The organism is Pantoea sp. VS1 (genome assembly GCF_002207995.1).
In the GTDB taxonomy this organism is placed as follows: domain Bacteria; phylum Pseudomonadota; class Gammaproteobacteria; order Enterobacterales; family Enterobacteriaceae; genus Pantoea; species Pantoea dispersa.
Window position 1 is genome coordinate 287,647 of sequence record NZ_NHZE01000045.1, and the last position, 23,339, is coordinate 310,985.

At 59.2% G+C, this 23,339-nt stretch carries 25 protein-coding genes; 12 read left to right on the top strand and 13 right to left on the bottom strand.

The window, feature by feature from the left end; translation table 11 throughout:
- The first annotated feature begins 11 nt into the window (after window positions 1-11).
- Genes CBW22_RS18130 through crtB form a run of 4 tightly spaced genes read left to right on the top strand, consistent with a single transcriptional unit; the run spans window position 12 to window position 4,862 of the window.
- Complete coding sequence (locus CBW22_RS18130; RefSeq protein WP_088517412.1) at window positions 12-1,289, top strand: glycosyltransferase; 1,278 nt, start codon at window positions 12-14, stop codon at window positions 1,287-1,289.
- On the top strand, window positions 1,289-2,455 hold the full coding sequence (crtY, locus tag CBW22_RS18135) for a lycopene beta-cyclase CrtY (RefSeq protein WP_088517413.1): 1,167 nt from the start codon (window positions 1,289-1,291) through the stop codon (window positions 2,453-2,455). Before CBW22_RS18130 ends, crtY begins: the two co-directional genes overlap by 1 nt.
- Window positions 2,455-3,936 (top strand): phytoene desaturase, encoded by a 1,482-nt coding sequence (locus CBW22_RS18140; protein WP_088517414.1) that lies wholly within the window; start codon window positions 2,455-2,457, stop codon window positions 3,934-3,936. Before crtY ends, CBW22_RS18140 begins: the two co-directional genes overlap by 1 nt.
- A complete protein-coding gene (gene crtB, locus CBW22_RS18145) occupies window positions 3,933-4,862 on the top strand; it encodes a 15-cis-phytoene synthase CrtB (protein ID WP_088517415.1) in 930 nt (309 codons plus the stop codon). The genes CBW22_RS18140 and crtB overlap by 4 nt, the downstream gene beginning before the upstream one ends.
- On the opposite strand, the gene CBW22_RS18150 is transcribed toward crtB, so the two are convergent.
- Entirely contained in the window at window positions 4,801-5,334 is a 534-nt protein-coding gene (locus CBW22_RS18150; RefSeq protein WP_022547228.1) for a sterol desaturase family protein, read from the bottom strand. The genes crtB and CBW22_RS18150 overlap by 62 nt on opposite strands.
- A gap of 308 nt (window positions 5,335-5,642) precedes the next feature.
- On the opposite strand from CBW22_RS18150, the gene CBW22_RS18155 reads away from it, so the two are divergent.
- Window positions 5,643-6,833, top strand: a complete 1,191-nt coding sequence (locus tag CBW22_RS18155) for a CynX/NimT family MFS transporter (protein WP_088517416.1) — start codon at window positions 5,643-5,645, stop codon at window positions 6,831-6,833.
- A 2-nt stretch (window positions 6,834-6,835) separates the two neighbouring features.
- Here CBW22_RS18155 and sfnG read toward each other — a convergent pair whose 3' ends face one another.
- Window positions 6,836-7,930, bottom strand: a complete 1,095-nt coding sequence (sfnG, locus tag CBW22_RS18160; RefSeq protein ID WP_088517417.1) for a dimethylsulfone monooxygenase SfnG — start codon at window positions 7,928-7,930, stop codon at window positions 6,836-6,838.
- 220 nt (window positions 7,931-8,150) lie between these two features.
- Window positions 8,151-8,498 carry an ArsR/SmtB family transcription factor gene (locus CBW22_RS18165; protein ID WP_021508880.1) on the bottom strand — a complete coding sequence of 116 codons (348 nt, stop codon included), beginning with the start codon at window positions 8,496-8,498 and terminating at the stop codon, window positions 8,151-8,153.
- 159 nt (window positions 8,499-8,657) lie between these two features.
- Here CBW22_RS18165 and CBW22_RS18170 point away from each other — a divergent pair, with 159 nt between their 5' ends.
- Together CBW22_RS18170 and CBW22_RS18175 are read left to right on the top strand one after the other, a co-directional pair.
- The gene (locus CBW22_RS18170; protein WP_058758987.1) at window positions 8,658-9,884 is read left to right on the top strand and encodes an MFS transporter; all 1,227 of its coding nucleotides are present in this window, start codon (window positions 8,658-8,660) and stop codon (window positions 9,882-9,884) included.
- Window positions 9,885-10,093: 209 nt separating this feature from the next.
- Entirely contained in the window at window positions 10,094-10,372 is a 279-nt protein-coding gene (locus CBW22_RS18175; protein WP_088517418.1) for a helix-turn-helix domain-containing protein, read from the top strand.
- Between the two features lie 73 nt (window positions 10,373-10,445).
- Here CBW22_RS18175 and clcA read toward each other — a convergent pair whose 3' ends face one another.
- Entirely contained in the window at window positions 10,446-11,849 is a 1,404-nt protein-coding gene (clcA, locus tag CBW22_RS18180; protein ID WP_088517419.1) for a H(+)/Cl(-) exchange transporter ClcA, read from the bottom strand.
- Between the two features lie 298 nt (window positions 11,850-12,147).
- Here clcA and glsB point away from each other — a divergent pair, with 298 nt between their 5' ends.
- Entirely contained in the window at window positions 12,148-13,071 is a 924-nt protein-coding gene (gene glsB, locus CBW22_RS18185) for a glutaminase B (RefSeq protein ID WP_088517420.1), read from the top strand.
- Window positions 13,072-13,077: 6 nt separating this feature from the next.
- Here glsB and CBW22_RS18190 read toward each other — a convergent pair whose 3' ends face one another.
- Together CBW22_RS18190 and CBW22_RS18195 are read right to left on the bottom strand one after the other, a co-directional pair.
- Entirely contained in the window at window positions 13,078-13,455 is a 378-nt protein-coding gene (locus CBW22_RS18190) for a type II toxin-antitoxin system death-on-curing family toxin (protein WP_088517421.1), read from the bottom strand.
- A complete protein-coding gene (locus CBW22_RS18195; RefSeq protein ID WP_088517422.1) occupies window positions 13,452-13,673 on the bottom strand; it encodes a type II toxin-antitoxin system Phd/YefM family antitoxin in 222 nt (73 codons plus the stop codon). Before CBW22_RS18195 ends, CBW22_RS18190 begins: the two co-directional genes overlap by 4 nt.
- Window positions 13,674-13,964: 291 nt before the next feature.
- Between CBW22_RS18195 and CBW22_RS18200 the strand changes: the two genes are divergently transcribed.
- Window positions 13,965-14,381 (top strand): DUF2946 domain-containing protein, encoded by a 417-nt coding sequence (locus CBW22_RS18200; RefSeq protein WP_088517423.1) that lies wholly within the window; start codon window positions 13,965-13,967, stop codon window positions 14,379-14,381.
- Between the two features lie 65 nt (window positions 14,382-14,446).
- Entirely contained in the window at window positions 14,447-16,186 is a 1,740-nt protein-coding gene (locus tag CBW22_RS18205; RefSeq protein WP_088517424.1) for a DUF2534 family protein, read from the top strand.
- An 80-nt stretch (window positions 16,187-16,266) separates the two neighbouring features.
- On the opposite strand, the gene ahr is transcribed toward CBW22_RS18205, so the two are convergent.
- The gene (gene ahr / locus CBW22_RS18210; protein WP_021508873.1) at window positions 16,267-17,283 is read right to left on the bottom strand and encodes an NADPH-dependent aldehyde reductase Ahr; all 1,017 of its coding nucleotides are present in this window, start codon (window positions 17,281-17,283) and stop codon (window positions 16,267-16,269) included.
- A gap of 123 nt (window positions 17,284-17,406) precedes the next feature.
- The gene (locus CBW22_RS18215; RefSeq protein WP_010616678.1) at window positions 17,407-17,676 is read right to left on the bottom strand and encodes a hypothetical protein; all 270 of its coding nucleotides are present in this window, start codon (window positions 17,674-17,676) and stop codon (window positions 17,407-17,409) included.
- A 333-nt stretch (window positions 17,677-18,009) separates the two neighbouring features.
- On the opposite strand from CBW22_RS18215, the gene CBW22_RS18220 reads away from it, so the two are divergent.
- Both CBW22_RS18220 and CBW22_RS18225 read left to right on the top strand, forming a co-directional pair.
- Complete coding sequence (locus CBW22_RS18220) at window positions 18,010-18,906, top strand: extracellular solute-binding protein (protein ID WP_088517425.1); 897 nt, start codon at window positions 18,010-18,012, stop codon at window positions 18,904-18,906.
- Window positions 18,903-19,685: a molybdate ABC transporter permease subunit gene (locus CBW22_RS18225; protein ID WP_088517426.1), complete on the top strand. Its 783-nt coding sequence runs from the start codon at window positions 18,903-18,905 to the stop codon at window positions 19,683-19,685. Before CBW22_RS18220 ends, CBW22_RS18225 begins: the two co-directional genes overlap by 4 nt.
- Here CBW22_RS18225 and CBW22_RS18230 read toward each other — a convergent pair.
- The 5 genes from CBW22_RS18230 to CBW22_RS18250 form a co-directional block, all read right to left on the bottom strand.
- Window positions 19,682-20,185 (bottom strand): response regulator transcription factor, encoded by a 504-nt coding sequence (locus CBW22_RS18230; RefSeq protein WP_254919534.1) that lies wholly within the window; start codon window positions 20,183-20,185, stop codon window positions 19,682-19,684. The two genes, CBW22_RS18225 and CBW22_RS18230, sit on opposite strands and share 4 nt — an antisense overlap.
- 96 nt (window positions 20,186-20,281) lie before the next feature.
- Entirely contained in the window at window positions 20,282-21,058 is a 777-nt protein-coding gene (locus tag CBW22_RS18235; RefSeq protein ID WP_021508869.1) for an ABC transporter ATP-binding protein, read from the bottom strand.
- On the bottom strand, window positions 21,058-21,741 hold the full coding sequence (locus tag CBW22_RS18240; protein WP_058758980.1) for an ABC transporter permease: 684 nt from the start codon (window positions 21,739-21,741) through the stop codon (window positions 21,058-21,060). Before CBW22_RS18240 ends, CBW22_RS18235 begins: the two co-directional genes overlap by 1 nt.
- 9 nt (window positions 21,742-21,750) lie before the next feature.
- Window positions 21,751-22,470, bottom strand: coding sequence for an ABC transporter permease (locus CBW22_RS18245; protein WP_058758979.1), 720 nt, complete (start codon window positions 22,468-22,470; stop codon window positions 21,751-21,753).
- Window positions 22,471-22,482: 12 nt separating this feature from the next.
- Entirely contained in the window at window positions 22,483-23,331 is an 849-nt protein-coding gene (locus tag CBW22_RS18250) for a transporter substrate-binding domain-containing protein (RefSeq protein WP_254919535.1), read from the bottom strand.
- Between the last annotated feature and the right edge of the window lie 8 nt (window positions 23,332-23,339).

The window sequence follows — 23,339 nt, forward strand, 5'->3', positions numbered from 1 at the left end:
CGGTCATACCTATGGGGCATTTTGCCGTTATTGCGCCACCGCTCTACAGCCACTTTCACGCATTGCAGGCGCTGGCGCAAACGCTGCTGGCGCGCGGACATCGCATCACCTTTATCCAGCAAAGTGATGCACGTACCTTGCTGAGCGACGAGCGCATTGCCTTTGTGGCCGTCGGCGAGCGCACGCATCCTGCCGGATCGCTCTCCAGCGAACTCAGGCGGCTGGCCGCACCGGGCGGGCTGTCGCTGTTTCGCGTGATTCACGATCTGGCCAGCACCACCGATATGCTATGCCGCGGACTGCCCGCGGTGCTGCAACGCCTGCAGGTCGATGGCGTGATTGCCGATCAAATGGAAGCGGCTGGCGGTCTGGTGGCAGAGGCGTTACAGCTGCCGTTCGTGTCGGTGGCCTGCGCGCTGCCGGTCAATCGTGAAGCGGCCATTCCGCTGGCGGTAATGCCCTTTCGCTTTGCTCAGGATGAGAAAGCGCTGCAGCGCTATCAGGCCAGCAGCGACATCTACGACCGCATCATGCGTCGTCATGGCGCTGTCATCGCTCGTCATGCGCGCGCCTTCGGCCTGCCCGAACGCCATGGCTTACATCAGTGTCTGTCGCCGCTGGCGCAAATCAGTCAGCTGGTGCCCGCTTTTGATTTTCCGCGTCAGCAACTGCCAGCCTGCTATCACAGCGTAGGCCCGCTGCGGACTCCAGTCGCTAGCGGCGCGCTCGCCGCACCCTGGCCAGCGCTGCGCCAGCCAGTGGTGTATGCCTCGCTGGGCACGCTACAGGGGCATCGTTTTCGCCTGTTTCTGCATCTGGCCCAGGCCTGCCGCAATCAGCAGCTGTCGCTGGTGGTGGCACACTGCGGCGGGTTGACTGCCAGCCAGGCACATCAGCTCAGACTGGCCGGTGCTGCGTGGGTGACCGATTTTGTGGATCAGCGGGCGGCGCTGCAGCATGCGCAACTGTTTATCACTCACGCCGGTCTGAACAGTGCGCTGGAAGCACTGGAATGCGGCACGCCGATGCTGGCGCTGCCGATCGCCTTCGATCAGCCCGGTGTGGCGGCACGTATTGAGTGGCATGGCGTCGGCCGGCGCGCCTCACGTTTCAGCCGCGTCGCGCAGCTGGAGCAACACCTGCAACAGTTGCTGAGTGACGATCGCTATCGTCTGCGCATGTCAGCCATTCAGGCGCAGCTGCAGCGGGCCGGTGGCTGTACGCGCGCGGCGGATATTGTCGAGCAGGCGCTGTGTCAGCAGCAAATCGTGCTGGCGGAGGCCACCTGATGCGCGCACCCTATGATGTCATTCTGGTCGGTGCTGGCCTGGCTAACGGGCTGATTGCGCTGCGTTTACACCAGCTGCAGCCCGCACTTAAAATTTTGCTGCTGGAGAGCCAGGCGCAGCCGGCCGGCAATCATACCTGGTCGTTCCATCGCGAAGACGTCAGCGAAGCGCAGTTCCGCTGGCTCGAACCGCTGCTTTCGGCGCGCTGGCCCGGTTATCAGGTACGCTTCCCCACCCTGCGTCGCCAGCTGGATGGTGAATATTGCTCGATTGCCTCGGCGGATTTTGCCCGGCACTTGCAGCAGGTGCTCGGTGCCGCGCTACGCACCGCAGCGCCAGTCAGCGAGGTCTCACCCACCGGGGTCAGGCTGGCGGATGGCGGGATGTTACAGGCGCAGGCGGTGATTGACGGACGCGGGCTGCAGCCGACACCGCATCTGCAGCTCGGCTATCAGGCATTTGTCGGTCAGGAGTGGCAACTGGCCGCGCCGCATGGCCTGCAGCAGCCAATATTGATGGACGCCAGCGTCGATCAGCAGCAGGGTTATCGCTTTGTTTACACCCTGCCGCTCAGTGCCAGCCGTTTACTGATTGAAGATACCCATTACATCAACCATGCCACGCTGGATGCCGCACAGGCGCGCCGGCACATTACGGATTATGCCCACCAGCGCGGCTGGAATCTGCGCCAGCTGCTGCGCGAGGAGCACGGTTCGCTGCCGATCACGCTCAGCGGCGATATCGATCAGTTCTGGCAACAGCAGCACGGACAACCGTGCAGCGGGCTGCGCGCCGGACTGTTTCACGCCACCACCGGTTACTCGCTGCCCGCCGCGGTGGCGCTGGCGGAGATGATTGCCAGCACGCTGCCCGCCGATGCCCATACGCTGAGCCACTGCATCGAATCCTTTGCCCGTCAGCACTGGCGCGAGCAGCGCTTTTTACGTCTGTTAAATCGCATGCTGTTTCTTGCCGGACGGCCTGAACAGCGCTGGCGTGTGATGCAGCGTTTTTACCGGCTTGACGCCGGATTGATTAGCCGCTTTTACGCCGGGCAACTGCGCCTCAGCGATAAAGCACGCATTCTGTGCGGCAAACCGCCGGTCCCTCTCGGCGAAGCGCTGCGCGCATTGATGATGACCTCTCCGTTACCAGGGAAGAAATAATGAAACGCACCTATGTGATTGGCGCAGGCTTCGGTGGCCTGGCGCTGGCGATTCGTCTGCAAGCGGCCGGCGTGCCGGTCACGCTGCTGGAGCAGCGCGATAAGCCTGGCGGGCGCGCCTATGTTTATCAGGATCAGGGTTTTACCTTTGATGCCGGTCCGACGGTGATTACCGATCCCAGCGCTATCGAGGCGCTGTTTACGCTGGCAGGCAAGCAACTCAGTGATTATGTCGACCTGATGCCGGTGACGCCGTTTTATCGCCTGTGCTGGGAAGACGGCAGGCAGCTGGACTACGACAACAATCAGGCGCAGCTGGAGCAGCAGATTGCTACTTTTAATCCGCAGGATGTCGCCGGTTACCGCCAGTTTCTGGCCTATTCACAGGATGTGTTTCGTGAGGGCTATCTGAAACTGGGCACCGTGCCTTTTCTGCATTTCCGCGACATGCTGCGTGCCGGGCCACAGCTGGGTCGGCTGCAGGCCTGGCGCAGTGTCTACAGCATGGTAGCGAAATTTATTCAGGACGATCATCTGCGCCAGGCTTTTTCCTTTCACTCGTTGCTGGTCGGCGGTAATCCTTTTGCAACGTCTTCGATCTATACCTTAATTCACGCGCTGGAGCGCGAATGGGGCGTGTGGTTTCCGCGCGGCGGTACCGGCGCGCTGGTTGATGGCATGGCGCGGCTGTTTCGCGATTTGGGCGGTGAACTGCTGCTCAACGCCGAAGTCAGCCAGCTGGAGACCGAGGGTAACCGCATCAGCGGTGTCCAGCTGAAGGATGGGCGCCGTTTTGCCGCCGCCGCCGTTGCGTCAAATGCTGACGTGGTGCATACCTACGATCGCCTGTTAAGCCAGCATCCTGCGGCGCGTAAACGCGCGGCGACGCTGAAGCGCAAGCGGATGAGCAACTCGCTGTTTGTGCTCTATTTTGGTCTTAATCATGCCCACCCGCAGCTGGCGCACCACACGGTGTGCTTTGGTCCGCGCTATCGTGAATTGATCGATGAGATCTTCAATAGCAGCCAGCTGGCGGAAGATTTCTCGCTGTATCTGCACGCGCCCTGCTCCAGCGATCCGTCGCTGGCACCGGCGGGCTGCGGCAGTTTTTACGTACTGGCACCGGTGCCGCATCTCGGTACCGCCGCAATTGACTGGCAACAGGAAGGACCGCGCTTGCGCGATCGCATTTTTGCTTATCTGGAGGAGCACTATATGCCGGGTCTGCGACAGCAGTTAGTGACACACCGTATGTTTACGCCGTTTGATTTTCGCGACACGCTGCACGCGCATCAGGGCTCAGCGTTTTCGCTCGAACCCATTTTGACGCAAAGCGCCTGGTTCCGGCCGCATAACCGCGATGCCGACATTAATAACCTTTATCTGGTGGGGGCTGGCACGCATCCCGGTGCCGGTGTGCCAGGCGTGATCGGCTCCGCGAAAGCGACCGCCCAGCTGATGGTGGAGGATCTGACCGGATGAACCAACCGCCGCTGATTGAGCAGGTCACCCAAACCATGGCGCAGGGCTCTAAAAGTTTCGCCAGCGCTACCCGGCTGTTTGATCCTCCAACGCGCCGCAGTACGCTGATGCTGTACGCCTGGTGTCGTCACTGTGACGATGTGATTGATGGTCAGACGCTGGGCGAAGGCGGCACGCAGCACGCGGTGGCAGATGCCCAGGCACGGATGCGCCACCTGCAAATCGAAACCCGCCGCGCCTACAGCGGTGCCCACATGGATGAACCAGCGTTTCGTGCCTTTCAGGAAGTGGCGCTGACGCATCAGCTTCCCCAGCAGCTGGCGTTTGATCATCTGGAAGGGTTTGCGATGGATGCGCGTGAAGAACGTTACGCGTGTTTCGGGGACACGCTGCGTTACTGCTATCACGTGGCCGGCGTGGTGGGATTAATGATGGCGCGCGTGATGGGCGTACGTGATGAGCGCGTACTCGATCACGCCTGTGATTTGGGTCTGGCGTTTCAGCTGACCAATATCGCACGGGATATCGTTGAGGACGCGGAGAATGGCCGTTGCTATCTGCCACAAAGCTGGCTGGATGAGGCCGGACTGAGCGCCGCCCAGCTTGCCGATCCGCAACATCGCGCAGCGCTGGCCCCGCTGGCAGCGCGTCTGGTGCGCGAGGCCGAGCCGTACTATCAGTCAGCGCGCAGCGGGCTGCCCGGATTGCCGCTGCGCTCGGCATGGGCAATCGCCACCGCGCGCGGCGTTTACCGGGAAATTGGCGTAAAAGTGCAGCATGCCGGTGCCCGGGCATGGGATACGCGCCAGCGCACCAGTAAAGGCGAAAAGCTGGCGCTGCTGGTAAAAGGTGCCGGCGTCGCGCTTACTTCGCGCCTTGCTCATCCCCAGGCGCGTCCTGCCGGTCTGTGGCAGCGTCCGCGTTGACACGACGCCCATGGCGCTGGCGCAGCGTCGCCTGCAGCTTGTGCAGCGGCGGGGCGTAAAGAAAGCCAAAGGAAACGCAGCCTTCCCGTCCCCGCACGGCATGATGCATGCGGTGCGCCATATACAATCGCTTCAGATAGCCTTTGCGTGGAATATAGCGAAACGGCCAGCGCTGATGGACCAGGCCGTCATGCACCATAAAATAGAGCGCGCCATAGGTTGTCATGCCAGCGCCAATCCACTGCAGCGGCCAGACACCGTTGACACCCAGCCAAATCAGGCCAATCGACAGCAGCGCAAACACCACGGCATACAGGTCGTTGAGCTCAAATTTGCTCTCATGTGGTTCATGATGCGACAAATGCCAGCCCCATCCCCAGCCATGCATAATATATTTATGCGACAGCGCCGCGACGATCTCCATCAGTATCACGGTAGCCAGCAGGATAAGCGCATTCCATAACCAGAGCATCATTGGTCCATTTGCGAAGAGTGAGAGTATAAAGGTGGACGTGGATAGCGAAAGGCGCAAGTCCCCGGCAAAAAAACGCACCGGCAGCGTAAATACCAGCCAGGTCACGGACGCGTGCTATCACCGTCAGATAAGCAAAGCGGCAAGAAGGTTATCCTGCATGGAGGCCGAGTGGGTCTGCTTTACATCGATTTAACAGCTGGTTAGTATAGCCAGCGGTTCAGCGGTCCAGGCTGCTGCGTACGCGTTAACGTCAATCAACGCACCATATGCAGAGACTTTCTGCCTCATTTCTATGGTGCGCAAACATGTCCCATACCGCTTTATCTGCTGATTCTGTCCTGCGTCGTTCCGGGTTTTTCCTGCTGCTGCTGTTACTGACCGCCGCCAACTTACGCACGCCCATCACCGCCACCGGGCCGGTACTGGAAAATATTCGCCTGACATTTGGCCTGAGCGCCAGCGCTGCCGGCGTGATTAACTTTTTACCGCTGCTGATGTTCGCCACGCTGGCTCCGCCAGCCGCCTGGTTTGGCAATCGCTTTGGCCTGGAGCGCAGTCTGTGGGGAGCGTTACTCCTGATCGTCCTGGGTTCACTGCTGCGAATCAGCGGCAGCGAAACGGCACTGTGGCTGGGGACGCTGATTCTCAGCAGCGGGATCGCGGCGGCCAACGTCCTGCTGCCGCCGCTGATTAAGCGGGATTACACCGCGCACACCGCGCGTTATATCGGGCTGTATGCCATGACCATGGGCATCACCGCCAGCATCGCTTCCGGCGTGGCCGTGCCGCTGGCCGAACTCAGCAGCGCCGGCTGGCGTCTGTCGCTGGCGGTCTGGCTGATTCCGGCGCTGATCGCGCTGCTGGCATGGCTGCCGCAGCTGAAAAATCCCGCGACGCATGCGCAGCGCGCGACAGAGGTCACCGTAACGCGTTCGCCGTGGCGTTCCGCGATCGGCTGGCAGGTTTCGCTGTTCATGGCCAGCCAGTCGTTACTGTTTTATACCCTGATTGGCTGGTTTACCCCGTTCGCACAGGATAATGGCATCAGTCAGCTGCAGGCGGGCGGCATGTTGTTCGTCTATCAAATTGTGGCGATCGCCTCCAATCTGGCCTGTATGCGGGCGCTGAAGCAGCTGCGCGATCAGCGTCTGATCGGGCTGCTGGCCTCGCTGTCGATCTTCATCGCGGTGACCGGCCTGCTGCTGGCACCCGCATGGTCGCTATTGTGGCTGATTCTGGCAGGCCTCGGTGCGGGCGCCTCGCTGCTGATCAGCCTGTCACTGTTTAATTTACGCACCCGGGACCATCGCCAGGCCTCGAAACTCTCCGGCATGGCGCAGTGCGTGGGTTACGGGCTGGCGGCGCTGGGACCGCTGTGCTTCGGCATGCTGCATGATGTCAGCGGCAGCTGGCAGCTCCCGCTGCTGATGCTGTTGGCAGTAAGCGCGCTGCAAATGGCGATGGCGCTGCTGGCCGGACGCGACCGCGCTATCTGACCTCAGACCGTGACGGCGTTAAGCGCCTCCTGTCGTTCCAGTTCGCGCACGCGTGGGATAACTTCACGCCCAAAGAACTCCACCTCTTCATGGAAATGCAGAAACGCCAGCAGCAGTAAATCCACGCCAGCGCGTTTCTGCTCCATGATGCCCTCAGCAATTTGCTGCGGCGTGCCAATCAGATTGGTTTTGAAACCGTCGTTGTATTGCACCAGATCCTCGAAGGAGGATTTGGCCCAGTTGCCCTCGCCTTCCGGCGACGCGCTGCCGGCATTTTTCACCTCATGCTGAAAGCCTTTCACTGCATCCGGATTGGCTTTGGCGATGATCTCCTGCAGCACCGCCTGAGCTTCCTGTTCGCTCTCGCGGGCGATGACAAAACCATTCAGGCCGATTTTAACGGCGTGCTGATTGACGGCGGCTTTGGCGCGGATATCGTCCACCTGTTGGCGTACGCCCTGTGGCGTGTTGCCGTTGGTGAAGTACCAGTCAGACACCCGTGAAGCCATGTCCCGCGCGGCGCGCGAGCTGCCGCCCTGAAAAATTTCCGGTAGCGGATCGAGTGGTTTAGGCTTGAGCGCGTAGTCGCGGAAGCGATAAAAATCTCCGGCGAAGCTGAAGCTGCTTTCACGCCAGATGCCGCGCAGGCAGCGAATAAACTCTTCCGAACGCAGATAGCGCTCTTCGTGATCGAGCCAGGGTTCACCAATCGCTTTGAACTCGCCGCGAAACCAGCCGCTGACAATGTTCACCGCGATGCGCGGACCGTACAGATGGCTGATGGTAGCGATCTGCTTCGCCGCCAGCGTCGGGTTCCACGGCCCCGGCAGCAGCGCGGCAATCACTTTGAGTTTTGTGGTGTGGCTCAGCAAATCCTGAGAGAAGGTGACTGATTCGTGCTGATTATCAGCGCCATAGCCGGCGGTGAAGCGAATCTGCGTCAGGGCATAATCGAAGCCAGCGCGTTCAGCGATTTTCGCCAGTTCACGGTTGTACTCCGCGTCCCAGCGCGTGCGCTGCTCGATCTGACTGATAACTAAACCACCTGAAACATTAGGCACCCAGTAAGCAAACTGCAGCGGTTTTACCTGTGACATAGGTTTCTCCTGAGACTTCTTATAGCTGGATTAATGGAAAATCATCTTCATTAATGCTTTTGGCTATAAGAAGCTATGCAGTGAGCGTGCCAGTTGCTGGCAGAGATTAAACGTCTGATTTGCGGGCTAACTGAATGATAGGATGAGGAATGTCTGTTGCGGATGCAGCAGCCGCTGTCGCCAGGCTGTTGCAATTGCAGCCGCTCCGGCGAAAAGGGCGCTACTCCGCGTGCTGAAAAGCCTGCAACGCGCTTCGGGTGGCGGCATCGTCAACGGCGGCGCTGAGCAGCGCATCAAGCAGACCAGGAAAGCGCGCGTCCAGATCGTCGCGCCGCAGTGACAGCAGATTCTCGCGGCCAGAGGGTTTTTGCCAGATTACGCCGCTGTCACGCAGTACCCGCCAGTGATGGGTTAAGGTTGATTTGGATACGCCTTGCAGCAGCGAACCGCAGCTGCGCGCCTCCCCCTGTGCCAGCAGCGCGACGACCGCCATGCGCATCGGATTGCCCAGCGCGGCCAGCACATTCTCCAGCCTGATGGCGTCACGCGACGGATGATTTTCCAGCATTGCTTATCTCTGTAAGGGCGTAAGACAGCAAATTATCCGTGAGTCGGCGGGCGATGTATAGCGCAGTACGAGCGGTGCGCCAATCGCGCTGCGCTAATTTACGATGTCACATTGCTGCTCTATGCTTGTCACCATCCTCCACTCTTTCCTCATCACAACATGAATGCAAATCCGATAGCGCATCCCGCTGCTTTGCGGTCTCTCCAGGCGTTGTGCCTGGTCAATTTTTTCATGGCCGATGTGCGGGATGGACTCGGCCCTTTCCTGGGAATATTTCTTACTGAACATGGCTGGAGAGCGGATGATATTGGCTGGGCGATGACTGCCGGTGGTTTAGCCGGACTGCTGGCTACGCTGCCGGCGGGTCTGGCAACCGATGCCACGCACCATAAAAAAGGGCTGCTGATTCTGGCCTCACTGCTCATTACGCTGGCCACCCTAATGCTGTGGTGGTTTCCTTACGGTGGAGTGGTGGTTGGCTCGCAGGTGGTTACCGGTCTCGCGGCCGCGCTTATTGCCCCGTTACTGACCGGCGTCACCCTCGGCCTGACCGGCTCTCAGGGGTTCAGCCAGCAGATGGGGAGAAACGAGGCGTTCAATCATGGCGGCAATATGACTGCCGCGCTGTTTGCCGGGTTTGCCGTCTGGCTGTGGGGCACCGATGCGGTTTTTATCCTGATGACCGCGATGGCACTGTGCGCATGTTTTGCAGTGGCCGCCATTCAGCGTAACGCGATCGATGACCGCGCGGCGCGCGGCGGTGCCGGACAGCAGGCCGCAGAGCTTCCGGGTTTCTCTGCCCTGCTGCGCAATCCGGTGCTGCTGATTACCGGCCTGACGCTGCTGCTGTTTCACCTCGGCAACGCCGCGCTGTTGCCGATGCTGGGCATTCGCGCGGCGGCAACGCACAGCGGACAGCTCAGCCCGGGTGTTTATACCGCTGCAACCGTGGTGATTTCGCAATGCGTGATGATTCCCGTGGCGTTATTCGCCGCCCGAAACGCCAGCCGCCTCGGTTTTCCATTGCTGATTACCCTCGCGCTGGTGGTGCTGCCGGTGCGTGCCGGCATCGCCTCCCTGTTCGATGGCACCTATGCGATGGTACCGGTACAGATTCTTGATGGTCTGGCCGCCGGGCTGCTGGGCGTGGCAGTACCGGGCTACATCGTCAGCGTGCTTGACGGCAGCGGACACACCAATGCCGGCCAGAGTTTCGTCATGCTGATGCAGGGCGTGGGCGCGGCATGCAGTCCGGCACTGACCGGCAGCATCGCCGCCGCCTGGTCTTATCAGGTCGCTTTCGCCGTACTCGGCAGCATTGCCCTCGCCGCACTGATGCTCTGGAGCCTCAGCCAGCGCATCAGATGGGTTAAAAGCCGGGCGTGAGGTGATATCAACACGCCCGATCGAATCAAAACTTTCATAGACCAGCACCTGAAGCATTGATCGCATCGGGCGTCTCAATCCCCCTGAGTTAATACACTCCTGCAGACCTGGCCCGCCACGATATATGTGGCAGCTTTTCATTTAGAAAAGTCAAAAAACCCCGGAAGCTGAGATTCAAAAAGCGTTACGTCGTCTGGAGGAGATGCTCAATGAAATATAAAACCCATAATCAGCTACATGAAGAAATGCTTCAGGATCCTGAATACCGCGCAGCCTGGGAAGCAGAGGAACGAAAAGACCGTATGCAAGCCTTGCTCAAAGCGTGGCGGCAGCATGCCGGATTGACCAGTGCACAAGTGGCTGAGCGGATGGGGGTAAAACCGCCCACGGTTTCGCGCATGGAAAAGAATATTACCTCTGCCAGCTTTGAAACCATTGCGCGTTACGCCAAAGCCTGCGGGATCGATTCTGCCACCGTTGAGTTTTAACAGCACGATAAGGACGGAGAGTGAAGCCGATAGTGTTAACCGGCTTCAACTGTCATGGCCGCCGGAAAAACGCCTAATCCGTCCGGGCGCTGGCGCGGTTAGTGAGCTGTGCTTTGGCCAGGGTGCGTGCCAGGATTGAGGAATAGAGCGGTTTGCCACCAAAGAACTGCGCTGCCAGCGTCGCGCCCAGGCAGGTGATGATCATCGGCAGGATCAGTTGATAGTTATTGGTCATCTCCAGCACCAGCACGATGCCGGTAAGCGGCGCGCGCACCGAGGCGGCGAACAGCGCGCCCATCCCGGCGACGGCAAAGGTGGCGGCTTCCAGCTGATAATGCGGGAACCAGTCGGCGCTCAGCTGACCAAAGCAGGTGCCCAGCAGCGTGCCCAGCGTCAGCATGGGCGCAAAAATGCCGCCCGGCGCGCCTGAAGAGAAGCAGCAAATGGTGACCAGCGTGCGCAGCGCGAAGAGAGCAAACAGCGCCAGCGCGCCATAGTGTCCGGTAGCGAAATCCGGAATCAGCGTCGTTCCGCCGCTCACCGCCTGCGGCAGCAGTAAACCCAGCACGCCGCACAGTCCGGCCAGCAGGCTACCGAACAGCACCCAGCGCCCGGTACGTCCGAGATGCAGGCGCTGAAACTGGTCCTGTGCGAGAAATATCAGCCGGTTGAACGCCACGCCGCAGCCGCCAAACAGCACACCCAGCACCAGATAGAGCCACAGTGTCTCAGTGGGCGCGTCACGCAGCTGACCGATATTAATGATGGCTTCGTTACCGTTGAGCACGCGAAAGACAATGCTCGACATGATCACGCCAACAAACACCGCTTTTATCGATATCAGGCTATAGCGAAACTGCGGGCGCATCTCTTCGATAATGAACAAAATGCCGGCCAGCGGCGCGTTGAACGCCGCCGAAAGCCCCGCCGCCGCACCGGTCGCCAGCAGCGTATGACGCGATTCGGAATCGCGCACGCGAAACAGATCGAGGCACATACCGCCGATGTTGCCGCCAATCTGTACCGTGGGTCCTTCGCGTCCCAGCACCATGCCAGAGCCCAGCGCGCCCATGCCGCCGATAAATTTAACCGGCAGCACGCGCCACCAGCGCACCGGGCGCAGCTCTTCCAGCGCGCCCTCGATTTCCGGAATGCCCGAGCCTCCCGCCTCTGGCGCGAAGCGGCGCACCAGAAAATAGCCGATGCCGCCCAGCAGCGCCGAGATAAAAAACGCGCTCAGCAACGCCATGGCCAGGTTATCCGCCCGCTCTGTCAGCCAGCCGATCCGCAGGTGGAGAATAAAATTGACCGCGCGATCGAAAGCCACACCCACCAGCCCGGTGAGGATACCGACCAGCGCGGCCAGCAGCAGCAATGCCAGCGGGGTTTTGTCGCGTCGCAGCAGTTTTTGCAGCAGCATAAAGCGCCCGGCGCGCATCGCGTTGGCAGGCTCGGTGGCATCAGGTAAGGCAGACATCGTCATCCTCAATTACAACAGTTGAGCGCATTGGCAGCGCCGGAAAGAGTTGGGGCTTAGCATAACCAAAATTACCTGATCGGTAACTCAATCATTCGCAACATAATTTTACCTCAGGCCGCGCAATGTGGCGTCGGCGCCAGGCTGGGTTGCGATCGGGCGCAACAAACCGGGCAGAAAATCCGCAATGCGGTGGCAGGCTTGCTGCAGCATGCTCACAGAATTTTGCGCGGTGGATTGACGCGCCGACGGCAAATCACCATGATCGCGCCAGGATTAGTCACCCCGGAGCCACAAGGTGTCGGAACTCAGTAATGCATTGCTTGAAGAAATTATCACGGACGTACGCCCCCTCACCCGTCAGGGGAAAGTGGCAGATTACATCCCGGCGCTGGCCGGCGTGGATGCCGATCAACTGGGCATCGCCATTGCCACCGCCGATGGTCGCAGCTACCAGGCCGGCGATGCAGGCACGCGCTTCTCGATCCAGTCCATCTCTAAAGTCCTGTCGCTTACCGTCGCGCTGACGCTGTACGAGGACGCCGAGATCTGGCAGCGCGTAGGCAAAGAGCCATCCGGCCAGGCATTCAATTCACTGGTGCAGCTTGAACTGGAACAGGGAAAGCCGCGCAATCCATTCATTAACGCCGGCGCGCTGGTGATGTGCGATTTGCTGGAAAGCCGGCTCACCGCGCCACGCCAGCGCATGCTGGAGTTTGTGCGTCGTCTGGCACAGCAGCCGGACATTCAGTATGACCGTGCGGTCACGCGCTCTGAATATGAGCACTCGGCGCGTAACGCCGCCATTGCCTGGCTGATGAAGTCGTTTGGCAACTTTCATAATGACGTCAGTAAAGTAATGGAAACCTACTTTCACTACTGCTCGCTGGCAATGAGCTGCAGCGAACTGGCGCGCACGTTTCTCTATCTCGCCAATCACGGCCGCACGCTGGATGATGAGTGGGCGGTGATCTCTGCACGCCAGGCGCGGCAGGTGAACGCACTGATGATGACCAGCGGCATGTACGACGGCGCCGGAGAGTTTGCCTGGCGCGTGGGCATGCCGGCTAAATCCGGCGTCGGCGGCGGGATTGTCGCAGTGATTCCCGGTGAGATGAGTATTGCCGTCTGGTCACCGGCGCTGGATCATTCCGGTAACTCGCTGGCCGGCACCGCCATGCTGGAGAAACTCACGGAGCGGCTGGGGCGATCGATATTTTGATGCGGGTTAATGAGCGCTAAAGAATGAGCGTAATGCGCGGGCAAGATCGTCAATGCCCGCTTCACCGGTGGCAGCCATAACGGTCAGCTCAACTAACTCTGGCCGATCATGCACCTTTACCCCGTTGCGTTTCAGAAATAGCATGGTGACGTTGAGAGAAGTCCGTTTATTAGCGTCAGCAAAAATGTGACCACGAGAAATAGCAACCCAATAGGTTGCAGCGAGCTCGTAAACATCCTGCACACCTTCATAAAACTGCCGATTAATGACTCGGGTAACGATGGCTTGCGCACGGCCCGGATCCTGCATTCCCGTAACACCGGCATAACGTCTCAACACATAATCGTGAAGCGCAATGACTTCATCGGCTGAAACATGATTCATCTATCGGCCAGCGCCTGATTTGAGGCATCAAACTCCCCGATCAGTTCGGCAAACTCTGCATCAAGCGCAGCTTTACGATAGGCATCAAAATGCGCTTTGCTAATGACGACGGCAGAATCGCCGCTGCGACGTGTAATTTCCACAGCTTCGCCCGCAATGGCCTGGTCAAGCACCTGAGAAAAATTCTCACGCGCGCTGGTATAGGTGAATTTATTCATAGTGGCCTCAGACTTGTACAGGTCAATAGTACAGGTTCCACACCATTGCAACAACAACAGAAAACACCGTTGATTGCAGCAAATCGTTGCTGACAGTCAGAGCTCGCTGTACAGCTCAGAGTGTTTCTCTAATGTACTCATCAGGTTGCAATTAAGTTAACAAACACACCACGTTAAGTGACCCTTTTCAAAAGGTGCGAATTTTGTCGCTCCCAGCCTCACTTTTATTAACCCTTGTGCGGCAATCGCGTTACACTTCGGCCTCATTTGTTGAAGCACTCAGTATTTGCCATGACGTTTTCCTATCACTTTCGCCAGCGCCTGACCGCCTGCGTCGCCATTGTGGCGGTGCTGCTGCTGTTCGTCGCGCCGATTGTGTCGAAAACGCTGCTGGAGCGGCAAACGCGCATTGACCCCGTGGCGTCGCACAGCCTTTCATCTGCCATGCCAATGCACCATCACGATATGCCGATGGAGATGGCGATGCCGGGCATGATGCATCACAACATGGACGACGGCGAATTTGCCTGCGGCTATTGTGATTTGCTGGTGCATGTGCCGCTGATGATGTGGGTGTTTATCCCGTTCATCTGGCTGATGCTGGTGATCTCGCGCGCCCCACCGCTGCTGCCGCTGGTGGCACCCCGGCCGCGCCGCTTCAGCGGTACCCATCGTCCGCGCGCGCCACCGGTTTTTCTTTCCTGCTGAATCTCATTAATCGGTACAACGCCTGCGCTGTGCCCTGACATTCTCTTATCGGAAGGAAGACGGCTTTGTCTGCTGTTCACTCTGCAGCACCGCGCGGCGCGGTGCTTAATCTGCTACGCCGCTTACATTTTTATATTGGCCTGTTTGTCGCGCCGTTCATCTTCGTGGCGGCGCTCAGCGGCACGCTGTATGTGCTGACGCCGCAGCTGGAAAATCTGCTCTACGCCGATGCGCTCACCGCGCAGCCGCAGGGCAATGTGCAACCGCTCTCGGCGCAGATCGCCGCGGCACGCGCCTATGCGGGCGAAAATCAGCACATTTATGCGGTTCGACCCGCGCCCGCCGCGCGCGATACCACGCGCGTACAGTTCAGCGATGCCACACTCGGTCCGTCGCAGTCGCGCGCGGTGTTTATCGATCCCTACAGCCTCAAAGTAACCGGCGACATGACGGTGTATGGCACCAGTGGCGTATTGCCGCTGCGCACCACGCTCGATCTGCTGCACAGCAGCCTGTTACTCGGTGACTTTGGTCGCAACTACAGCGAACTGGCGGCGAGCTGGCTGTGGGTGGCCGCGCTCGGCGGTGTGCTGCTGTGGCTGGGCACGCGACCAAAACGCCGGCTGAAAACCGTGCGAAAGGGGTTTGTCTTTAACCGGCACTGGCACATCACGCTAGGGCTGACGCTGCTGCTCGGGCTGCTGTTCTTCTCTGTTACCGGCCTCACCTGGTCACAATGGGCAGGTAGCAATATCGATAAGATGCGCACCGAGCTTAACTGGCTGACGCCACAGGTAAATACGGCGCTCAGCGGTGATGCGCCCGCCGCGCCGGCGGATCCTCACGCCGATCACCGCAGTATGCCGGACATGGACATGACCAGCATGCCAATGTCGTCGATGGCGAAACCGGCGGCGCAGCCAGCGAAGTCACTGCCGGCAAATGCCGCCGACGCTGACTGGGATCGCGTGCTGGCGGCGGCGCGTCAGGATGGCATCCGCGCGGCTAAAGTTGAGCTGCGCCAGCCGAAAAGCGAGGGCAAAGCCTGGACGGTCAGTGAGATTGATCGCAGCTGGCCCACCCAGGTGGATGCGGTGTCCGTGAATCCGCACAGCTTCGCGATTGTCGATCACGTCTGGTTTGATCGCTTCCCGCTGGTGGCAAAACTGACGCGCTGGGGTGTCGATGCGCACATGGGCGTGCTGTTTGGCTGGCCTAATCAGCTGTTGCTGGCGCTGTTTGGCCTGGGTTTGTGCAGCATGATTGTGCTGGGTTATCGCATGTGGTGGCTGCGCCGCCCGGCGCTGGATCAGGCCAGTCCGGCGCAAACCCTGAGCGCAAGCTGGCTGGCGCTGCCGCACTATGCCAAAGGGGTCTGCCTGATGCTGGCGCTGGCGCTAGGTTATGCCCTGCCGGTGATGGGCGTCAGCCTGCTGGCCTTCGTGCTGGTGGACGTACTGCGCTGGCGCAGACAACAGCGGGCGCCGATGAGCGAAGCGGAAATTCTCGCCGCGCAGCAGTCGCCGCTCGGTATCGTACGGGCGCGTTTCACGGTGAAACGCAAGGAGATGCGTTACTACCTGCGTGGGCTGTTTATTCTGGCGCTGATTGTCGGTACGGTGATGAGCAATGCGATTATCGGCGGCGTGATCGATCAATACGGCATCCCGTTCAGCCACTGGACGCTGACCATGTATCTGACGCAGGGCTTTATGATCGCGCTTTACACCACGGTGTTCACCGCACTGATGTCGATTCCGCTGTGGTACTTCTTCCTCGGCGAAAAGGATGATTCGCAGGGATAAGGCGTAAAAAACGGCGGATGATCCCCCATCCGCCGTTTTGTCTGACAAACGTCAGCGTGTTATCCGCCTCAGATTCCGACTCAGAAATCGGCCTTCAGCACCACGCGGTAATTGGCTTTACCGGCGCGTACGTGATCCAGCGCTTCATTGATTTTTGACATCGGGAACTCTTCCACCTGCGGTGCCACATCGGCGCGTGACGCCAGACGCATCAGCTTACGCAGCTGGCCCGGTGAACCGGTAGAAGAACCCGTTACCGCGCGATCGCCCAGAATCAGACTGAACGCTGGCACTTCAAATGGCTTCATCACCGCGCCCACGGTGTGGAACTTACCGTGCGGAGCCAGCGCCTGGAAGTACGGCTGCCAGTCCAGATCGACGGCTACGGTGCTGATAATCAAATCAAACTGCCCGGCCAGCGCGTTCAGCGCCTGCGGATCGCGGCTGTTGACCACACGATCGGCACCCATGGCTTTGATGGATTCGGTTTTGCTGGCATTCGAACTGAACGCCGTGACTTCTGCACCCATGGCGCGCAGCAGTTTGATCGCCATATGGCCTAGGCCGCCAATACCGATAACGCCGACGCGGCTGGTGGCCGTTACATGGTGCATCAGCAGCGGTTTGAATACGGTAATGCCGCCACACAGCAGCGGACCGGCAGAGGTGATGTCCATGGATTCCGGCAGCGGAATCACCCACTGCCAGTCGGCGCGCAGATGGCTGGCGAAACCGCCTTTGTTCATGATGGTGGGCACTGAACCGTTCTCACAGTTGACCTGCTCGCCATTGATGCAGGCATCACAGTGCTGGCAGCTTTTCGCGGTCCAGCCGATACCCACGCGCTGGCCGACCTTCAATCCTTTGTCCTGCGCCGCATCGCCGAGTGCGCTGATGCGACCAATCACTTCGTGACCGGCAATGACCGGATAAGAGGAAATGCCCCACTCGTTATCAATCATCGACAAATCAGAATGGCACACACCGCAGTAATCGACCTCAACCAGCACTTCTTCCGCCGCCAGCGGACCGGTTTCGTACTCGTACGGTACCAGCGCATCACCAGCGTTGTGTGCGGCATAACTTTTGATTTTCATTACTGTCCTCTGTTTTCAGCATTGTTAACCCAGGAAGTCTAGCAGAGCGTATTGCATGATTATGATTAAATTTCAGCCAATTAGAGTCTGTTAAGCGCAACGGGGAAAGAAAAGCATTTCGCGTTAAAGCGAATCGTGACTGGGCGGACTGCGGAACGCATGGCGCGCCTCTTCTATCAGCTGGCTGGCGGTGACGGTGGGCGGCAAACGCGTTAGCACTTTGCTGGCCTGCCAGTAACACAGCACCATCTCTTCGTTAGTTTCGTTCTCCGCCATTTCCCTCAAGCGCCTGCGCAGGCTCAGCACGTCCAGCGTTTGCTGTTCATCCACCATCTCAGCGATGGTTTGGTTGATGACCTGATGAATGATTTTCCAGGAAAGATCGGCAAACACGTTAAACCTCGTGACGTAGTAACGGGCTCCAGGCAAATGAGGAAAAGGTGCACGCCCAGCGGCATGCAAAATAATCCAACTGGGATAACTATAGCCGCTTATTTAACCAGCAAACGGCTGGCCGCCTGCGTTTGCGGTAGCTTGCGGATCGGTAAATGAATTTTTTTCTCTCAGCACGCGTTGCAATGGTACTAAAACCCGGCGCTGGCGCGCGACCGCAGGATTTCGCAACAGATTTTACCTTGCGCTAAAACGGAGAATTCCGATAATCGCTATCTACTCATTTATATAGCGAAAAGGAATCTCCGCGTGAAGACGCTTACCCTACTGTTAATGACTGCCGCCGGCGGATTGAGTTTACCGGCGCAGGCCGCCATGGATATCCGCGTGACGTATGCCGGTTCGATGGGAAAAGTGATGGATCAGGCACTGGGCCCGGCATTTGCACAACAGCATGACGGTAAGTATGAAGGTCAGGGCCAGGGGGCTTATGGTATGGCGCGCCTGCTGGCGAGCAAAAAAATCACCGCTGACGTGTTCGTGTCTATTACTCCCGGTCCGATGCAGATCCTGAAAGACGCCGGGCTGATCGACAACGCAGTACCGGTAGCCAGCACCAGCATGGTGATTGCCTATAACCCAAAAGGGCCGTTTGCGCCGCAGTTTGCCGCAGCCAAAGGCAATGATGGCCGCTGGCTTCAGCTGCTGGCAGCGCCGGGACTGAAATTTGGCCGGACCGATCCGGTAAACGATCCTAAAGGCCAGAACATTATTTTTACCCTGCTACTGGCGCAGAAGTATTACCGGCAGCCCGGCATCGCTGACAACATTCTCGGCGGTTACCAGAATCCCGCGCAAACCCATCTGGAGGGTGGCTTGCTGACGCGGCTCGAGAGCGGTCAGGTGGATGCGGCTGCAGGCTATGAAAGCGAAGTGATCTCTGCCCATCTGCCTTACATTGCGCTGCCCGATGAAATCAACCTCAGCAATCCGGCGATGGCGACTAAGTGGTACAATACGGTCAGCTTTAGCGTCAAAGACAGCCAGGGTAAAGATAAAATGCTGCACACCCAGCCACTGGTCTACTACGCGGCGGTGCTCAGGAATGCGCCGCACGGTACGGCCATTGGCAAAGCCTTTGTAGATTTCATGCTGAGTCCGTCAGGACAGGCGCTGTTTAAACAGCAAGGTTATGCCGCACCGAAGGGCGATGGGCTTTATATCCCATGAAAATCCGCCATGCTGGCGCGCTGTGGCTGTCGCTACCCGCCCTGGTGCTGCTGGCCGTACCGTTTATCACCCTGACGGGCGTCACACACTGGCAACACCTGCGGCTGGCGTGGGGTGACGGCGCGGCGATTACCACGTCGCTCAGTCTGGGAGCGATCGCGCTGGTGCTGATTTTTCTGACCGGCTTACCGCTGGCCTGGTGGCTGTCGCAGGCGCGGGGAAAAATACGCTGGCTGGTGGAAACGCTGGTGATGATTCCGCTGCTGACGCCGCCGCTGGCGATGGGAATCCTGCTGGTCAGCGCGTACGGTCCGTACAGTTTACCCGGCCAGCTGCTGAGCAAGCTGGGCTGGACGCTGGTGAACAATCCCGCCGCCTTTATTCTGGCGCAGTGGTATGGCGCGCTGCCCTACTTTGTCACCAGCGCACGCTCGGCGTTTATCGCAGTGCCGCAGGAGATCCTTGAAGCGGGTCGGACGCTGGGTGCCGCGCCGTGGCCACGCTTCTGGCGGCTGGCGCTGCCCCTGGCCGCACCGGGCCTGGCGTCGGCTACGGCGCTGGCATGGGTGCGGGCGATGGGCGAATTCGGCATTGTGATGATTTTCGCCTGGTTTCCCCACGGAATGCCGGCGCAGCTGTACAACAATCTGCAAAACGACGGCGTGGATGCGGTGTATGTGCTGTTGTGGCTGTTACTGCTGTTTACCCTGCCGGTGCCGCTGCTGTGCGCGCTGGCTTCCCGACGCGCGCTTTCCGGCAACACGGTGCGGCATCATTAGAGGCTGGCGCGCTGCTCACTCTCACGCATCGCCAGCCGGACCGTCTCCAGCAGCGATTCAATCTCCAGCGGCCGGGTGAAAAAGGCAAAGGCGCCCTGAGCAAACAAGCGACGGCAGGCCTCCAGCGTGTCGTGCCCGGTCATGATGATCACCGGCAGCAGCGGATGGCGTGCGCCCTGCCGGGCCAGCCAGCTCAGGCCGCTACTCTCTGGCTGTCGCACATCAAGCAGCAGACAGCCGCATACGGCTTGCTGACCGGCGGCGGCGGTTTCGAACGATGCAAGGTCGGCAAAGTCGGCGACCTCGTAGTCCACGGTTCGCAGCAGAAATCCCAGCGACTCGCGCACGGATACATCATCATCCACTAACCACACCTTCGCGCCCATTACGTACTCCGCCTGTAGAAAAATGAGGAAAATTTCGGCCCTCTCTGTCGCGCGGTGACGCAACAGCAGCCAGACCTGACGGTAGCTGGTTATCGATGGACGTGAAGTGCGCAACGACGTGCACCTTCCCTGCGCCGATAAAAAAGCCCTCCGTTGAGGGAGGGCGATTTTTCCATAATTTGGCTTAGAACACCATTGGCACAAATCTGGTTAGCTGTTGCGCTGCAGGTGGCTGCTGACAAAAGCGCGACAGCGCGGCGAGATCGGTTCGCTGAACACCTGCTGCGGCGATCCGGACTCTTCGATTTTGCCCTGATGCAGAAACACCGCTTTGTTTGATACATCGCGCGCAAACCCCATTTCATGGGTGACGATAATCATGGTGCGCCCCTCTTCCGCCAGGCTGCGGATGACGCGCAGCACTTCGCCCACCAGCTCCGGGTCGAGTGCGGAAGTGGGTTCATCAAACAGTATCGCTTTCGGCTGCTGCGCCAGCGCCCGGGCAATCGCCACGCGCTGCTGCTGGCCACCGGAAAGCTGCGACGGCCACGCGTTTCGCTTTTCGTATAACCCGACTTTTTGCAGCAGCGCTTCGGCCTCAGCAACGGCCTCCTGATGACTGCGCTTCTGCACATGGATCGGCGCTTCAATGATGTTCTGCAGCACGGTTTTGTGCGGCCACAGATTGAAGCCCTGAAACACAAAGCCGAGCTGCATGCGCATCAGCTTAATGCGGCGGCGCTGTTCACGGCTCAGCTTTTCGTCCGCGTTATCGAGGGTGACCACTTCATCGCCGACGGCAATCTCACCGGCCTGTGGCACTTCAAGAAACGGGATGCAGCGCAGCAGCGTACTTTTACCGGAGCCGCTGGCGCCGATCAACGAAATGACGTCGCCATCCTGCGCCGTCAGGCTGATGTCATGCAGCACTTCATGCCCGCTATAACTTTTTCTGAGATGGCTCAGGGCAATAGTGGGTTTGTTCATTAACGTGCTCCAGCGTGATAAGGGGACAAACGGCGCTCCAGCAGCGCCACCGCTTTGCTCACCAGCACGGTCAGCAGCAGATAGATAATCGCCGCGCTGATAAACACCTCCAGCGCGCGGAAGGTTTCTGACACGATGGAATCGGCGATGCCGGTCATCTCCATCAGGCTGATGGTGCTCACCAGCGACGTGGATTTGATCATCGAGATGATCTCATTGCTGTAGGCCGGCAGCGCCTGTCGCACCGCCAGCGGCAGCGTGATGCGCCGCAGCGTGGTGAAGCGCGACATGCCGCACACTTTCGCCGCTTCCAGTGACTGCACGCTAACCGCATTCAGTCCGCCGCGCAGGATCTCGGCGGTGTAAGCCGCGTCGTTGAGAATCAGCGCAATTAGCCCGCACCAGTAGGGCTCACGCAGCAGCGGCCACAGCACGCTTTCGCGCACCGCCGGCAGGCTGCCAAGGCCATAGTAAATCATGAAGATTTGAATCAGCAGCGGCGTACCGCGGAACAGCCAGACATAAAAACGCGTAACGTAGCTGCCGAGGCGATGCTGACGCAGCAGATTCAGCAGGAGCGCCAGTATTCCGCCGCCCAGCAGGGACAATACCGCCAGGTTGAGCGTCAGCGGCAGTCCGCGCAGCAGCGCCGCCAGCGTGTGCTGTAAAAAGGTGAAATCCATCGTGGCTCCTTACAACCGCGCGCGTTGTTGCCCGCGCATGGCCACTTTTTCCACATAGCGGAAGAAGAAATCTGAACAGGTGGTGATAATCAGGTAAATCACCGCGCCTACGCTGTAGAAGAAAAACGGCATCTGGGTGGAATTCGACGCGGTGGAAATCTGGTTCATGGTTTCCACCAGCCCGGTCACCGATACCAGCGCCGACTCCTTAATCACCGATTGCCACTGATTACCCATGCCCGGCAGCGCGGTGCGCAGCGCCTGCGGCACAATCATGCGGCGGAACAGCATAAAACGGCCCATACCGGTGACCGTAGCGGCTTCCAGCGTGCCGGCGGGGATCGCGTAAAACGCGCCGCGAAATACGCTGCTCTGATAAGCGCCGGAAATCAGCCCGATGGCGATCGCGCCGGCAACGAAGCCGTTAACGTCAAACGGTCCCTGCAGGCCGATAGCTTCACCGATAAACCCGACCACCTGTCGGCCACCAAAGTAGAACAGGTAGATCACCAGCAGCTCCGGCACGCCGCGAAACAGCGTGATGTAGCCGCTGGCAACACGCTGCTGCCAGCGGCCGCCACCAATCTGCATCCAGCACAGCAGGCTGCCGAGCATCGCGCCCAGCAGCCACGCACACAGCGAGACCGTTACCGTGACGGTGGCGGCGTCCAGCAGCACGCCGCCCCAGCCTTCGTCACCAAAACCTAACAGTTGCCAGTCAATAGTCATAAGCGCTCAGCATTATTCCGCAGGCGCGACGTTCTCGCCGAACCATTTCTCTGACAGTTGCTTCAGCGTGCCGTCTTTGATCATCGACACCAGCGCCTGATCCAGCGCGGCTTTCAGCTCCGGATTGTTTTTACGAATGGCAATCGCCGAGCCCTGGCCCAGTACCCCCCCCACAAAGCCGTAACCGGTGCTATTTACCGTATCCGCGTGTTTTTTCACATAAGCATTGAGGTTGGTGCGCGATGCCATGACCGCATCAACCCGGCCATTGAGCAGATCGGCGAAGGTTTCCGGGCCGGCCTGATAGGTACGGATAGTCGCGACATCACCGAGGTATTTATTGAGGAAATCGGCCTGAATGGTAGCGACCTGCACCGCAATGGTTTTGCCTTTGAACTTCGCCTTCAGCGCGTCGATGGCTTTGTTCATACCGGCTTCATCGGTTGCCTGTACCACTTCACCGTTGCCCGGCAGGGTATCTACTGCGCTGCCCTTCAGCGTGACGAAGCCCGAAACGCTCACGGTGTACTGATGGGTAAAATCCACCACTTCTTGACGTTTTGGCGTCACGGTGACGGCATCGACCACCGCATCATATTTGCCATCAGCGAGGCCGGGGATCAGTCCGGACCACTTTTGCGCGACGATTTCATATTTGAATCCCGCGCGTTTCGCCAGTTCGGCCACCATATCGGGCTCGTAGCCGACAATTTTGCCGCTCGGCGTGGACTGGTTAAACGGCGGATAGGCCGCTTCGGTGGCGAATTTTAACGTGCCAAAATCTTTGGCCTGAACCACAGCGGCAGCAGCCAGCAGCAACAGGCCCGCGGAGGCGGAGAACAGCCCTTTACGCATCATCATAAAACCTC

Excerpts from the sequence above, each read along its gene's own strand:
- CBW22_RS18130 (WP_088517412.1), top strand. The coding sequence starts at position 12 with ATGGGGCATTTTGCCGTTATTGCGCCACCGCTCTACAGCCACTTTCAC.
- crtY (WP_088517413.1), top strand. The coding sequence starts at position 1,289 with ATGCGCGCACCCTATGATGTCATTCTGGTCGGTGCTGGCCTGGCTAAC.
- CBW22_RS18140 (WP_088517414.1), top strand. The coding sequence starts at position 2,455 with ATGAAACGCACCTATGTGATTGGCGCAGGCTTCGGTGGCCTGGCGCTG.
- crtB (WP_088517415.1), top strand. The coding sequence starts at position 3,933 with ATGAACCAACCGCCGCTGATTGAGCAGGTCACCCAAACCATGGCGCAG.
- CBW22_RS18150 (WP_022547228.1), bottom strand. The coding sequence starts at position 5,334 with ATGCTCTGGTTATGGAATGCGCTTATCCTGCTGGCTACCGTGATACTG.
- CBW22_RS18155 (WP_088517416.1), top strand. The coding sequence starts at position 5,643 with ATGTCCCATACCGCTTTATCTGCTGATTCTGTCCTGCGTCGTTCCGGG.
- sfnG (WP_088517417.1), bottom strand. The coding sequence starts at position 7,930 with ATGTCACAGGTAAAACCGCTGCAGTTTGCTTACTGGGTGCCTAATGTT.
- CBW22_RS18165 (WP_021508880.1), bottom strand. The coding sequence starts at position 8,498 with ATGCTGGAAAATCATCCGTCGCGTGACGCCATCAGGCTGGAGAATGTG.
- CBW22_RS18170 (WP_058758987.1), top strand. The coding sequence starts at position 8,658 with ATGAATGCAAATCCGATAGCGCATCCCGCTGCTTTGCGGTCTCTCCAG.
- CBW22_RS18175 (WP_088517418.1), top strand. The coding sequence starts at position 10,094 with ATGAAATATAAAACCCATAATCAGCTACATGAAGAAATGCTTCAGGAT.
- clcA (WP_088517419.1), bottom strand. The coding sequence starts at position 11,849 with ATGTCTGCCTTACCTGATGCCACCGAGCCTGCCAACGCGATGCGCGCC.
- CBW22_RS18190 (WP_088517421.1), bottom strand. The coding sequence starts at position 13,455 with ATGAATCATGTTTCAGCCGATGAAGTCATTGCGCTTCACGATTATGTG.
- CBW22_RS18195 (WP_088517422.1), bottom strand. The coding sequence starts at position 13,673 with ATGAATAAATTCACCTATACCAGCGCGCGTGAGAATTTTTCTCAGGTG.
- CBW22_RS18200 (WP_088517423.1), top strand. The coding sequence starts at position 13,965 with ATGACGTTTTCCTATCACTTTCGCCAGCGCCTGACCGCCTGCGTCGCC.
- ahr (WP_021508873.1), bottom strand. The coding sequence starts at position 17,283 with ATGAAAATCAAAAGTTATGCCGCACACAACGCTGGTGATGCGCTGGTA.
- CBW22_RS18220 (WP_088517425.1), top strand. The coding sequence starts at position 18,010 with ATGACTGCCGCCGGCGGATTGAGTTTACCGGCGCAGGCCGCCATGGAT.
- CBW22_RS18225 (WP_088517426.1), top strand. The coding sequence starts at position 18,903 with ATGAAAATCCGCCATGCTGGCGCGCTGTGGCTGTCGCTACCCGCCCTG.
- CBW22_RS18235 (WP_021508869.1), bottom strand. The coding sequence starts at position 21,058 with ATGAACAAACCCACTATTGCCCTGAGCCATCTCAGAAAAAGTTATAGC.
- CBW22_RS18240 (WP_058758980.1), bottom strand. The coding sequence starts at position 21,741 with ATGGATTTCACCTTTTTACAGCACACGCTGGCGGCGCTGCTGCGCGGA.
- CBW22_RS18245 (WP_058758979.1), bottom strand. The coding sequence starts at position 22,470 with ATGACTATTGACTGGCAACTGTTAGGTTTTGGTGACGAAGGCTGGGGC.
- CBW22_RS18250 (WP_254919535.1), bottom strand. The coding sequence starts at position 23,331 with ATGATGATGCGTAAAGGGCTGTTCTCCGCCTCCGCGGGCCTGTTGCTG.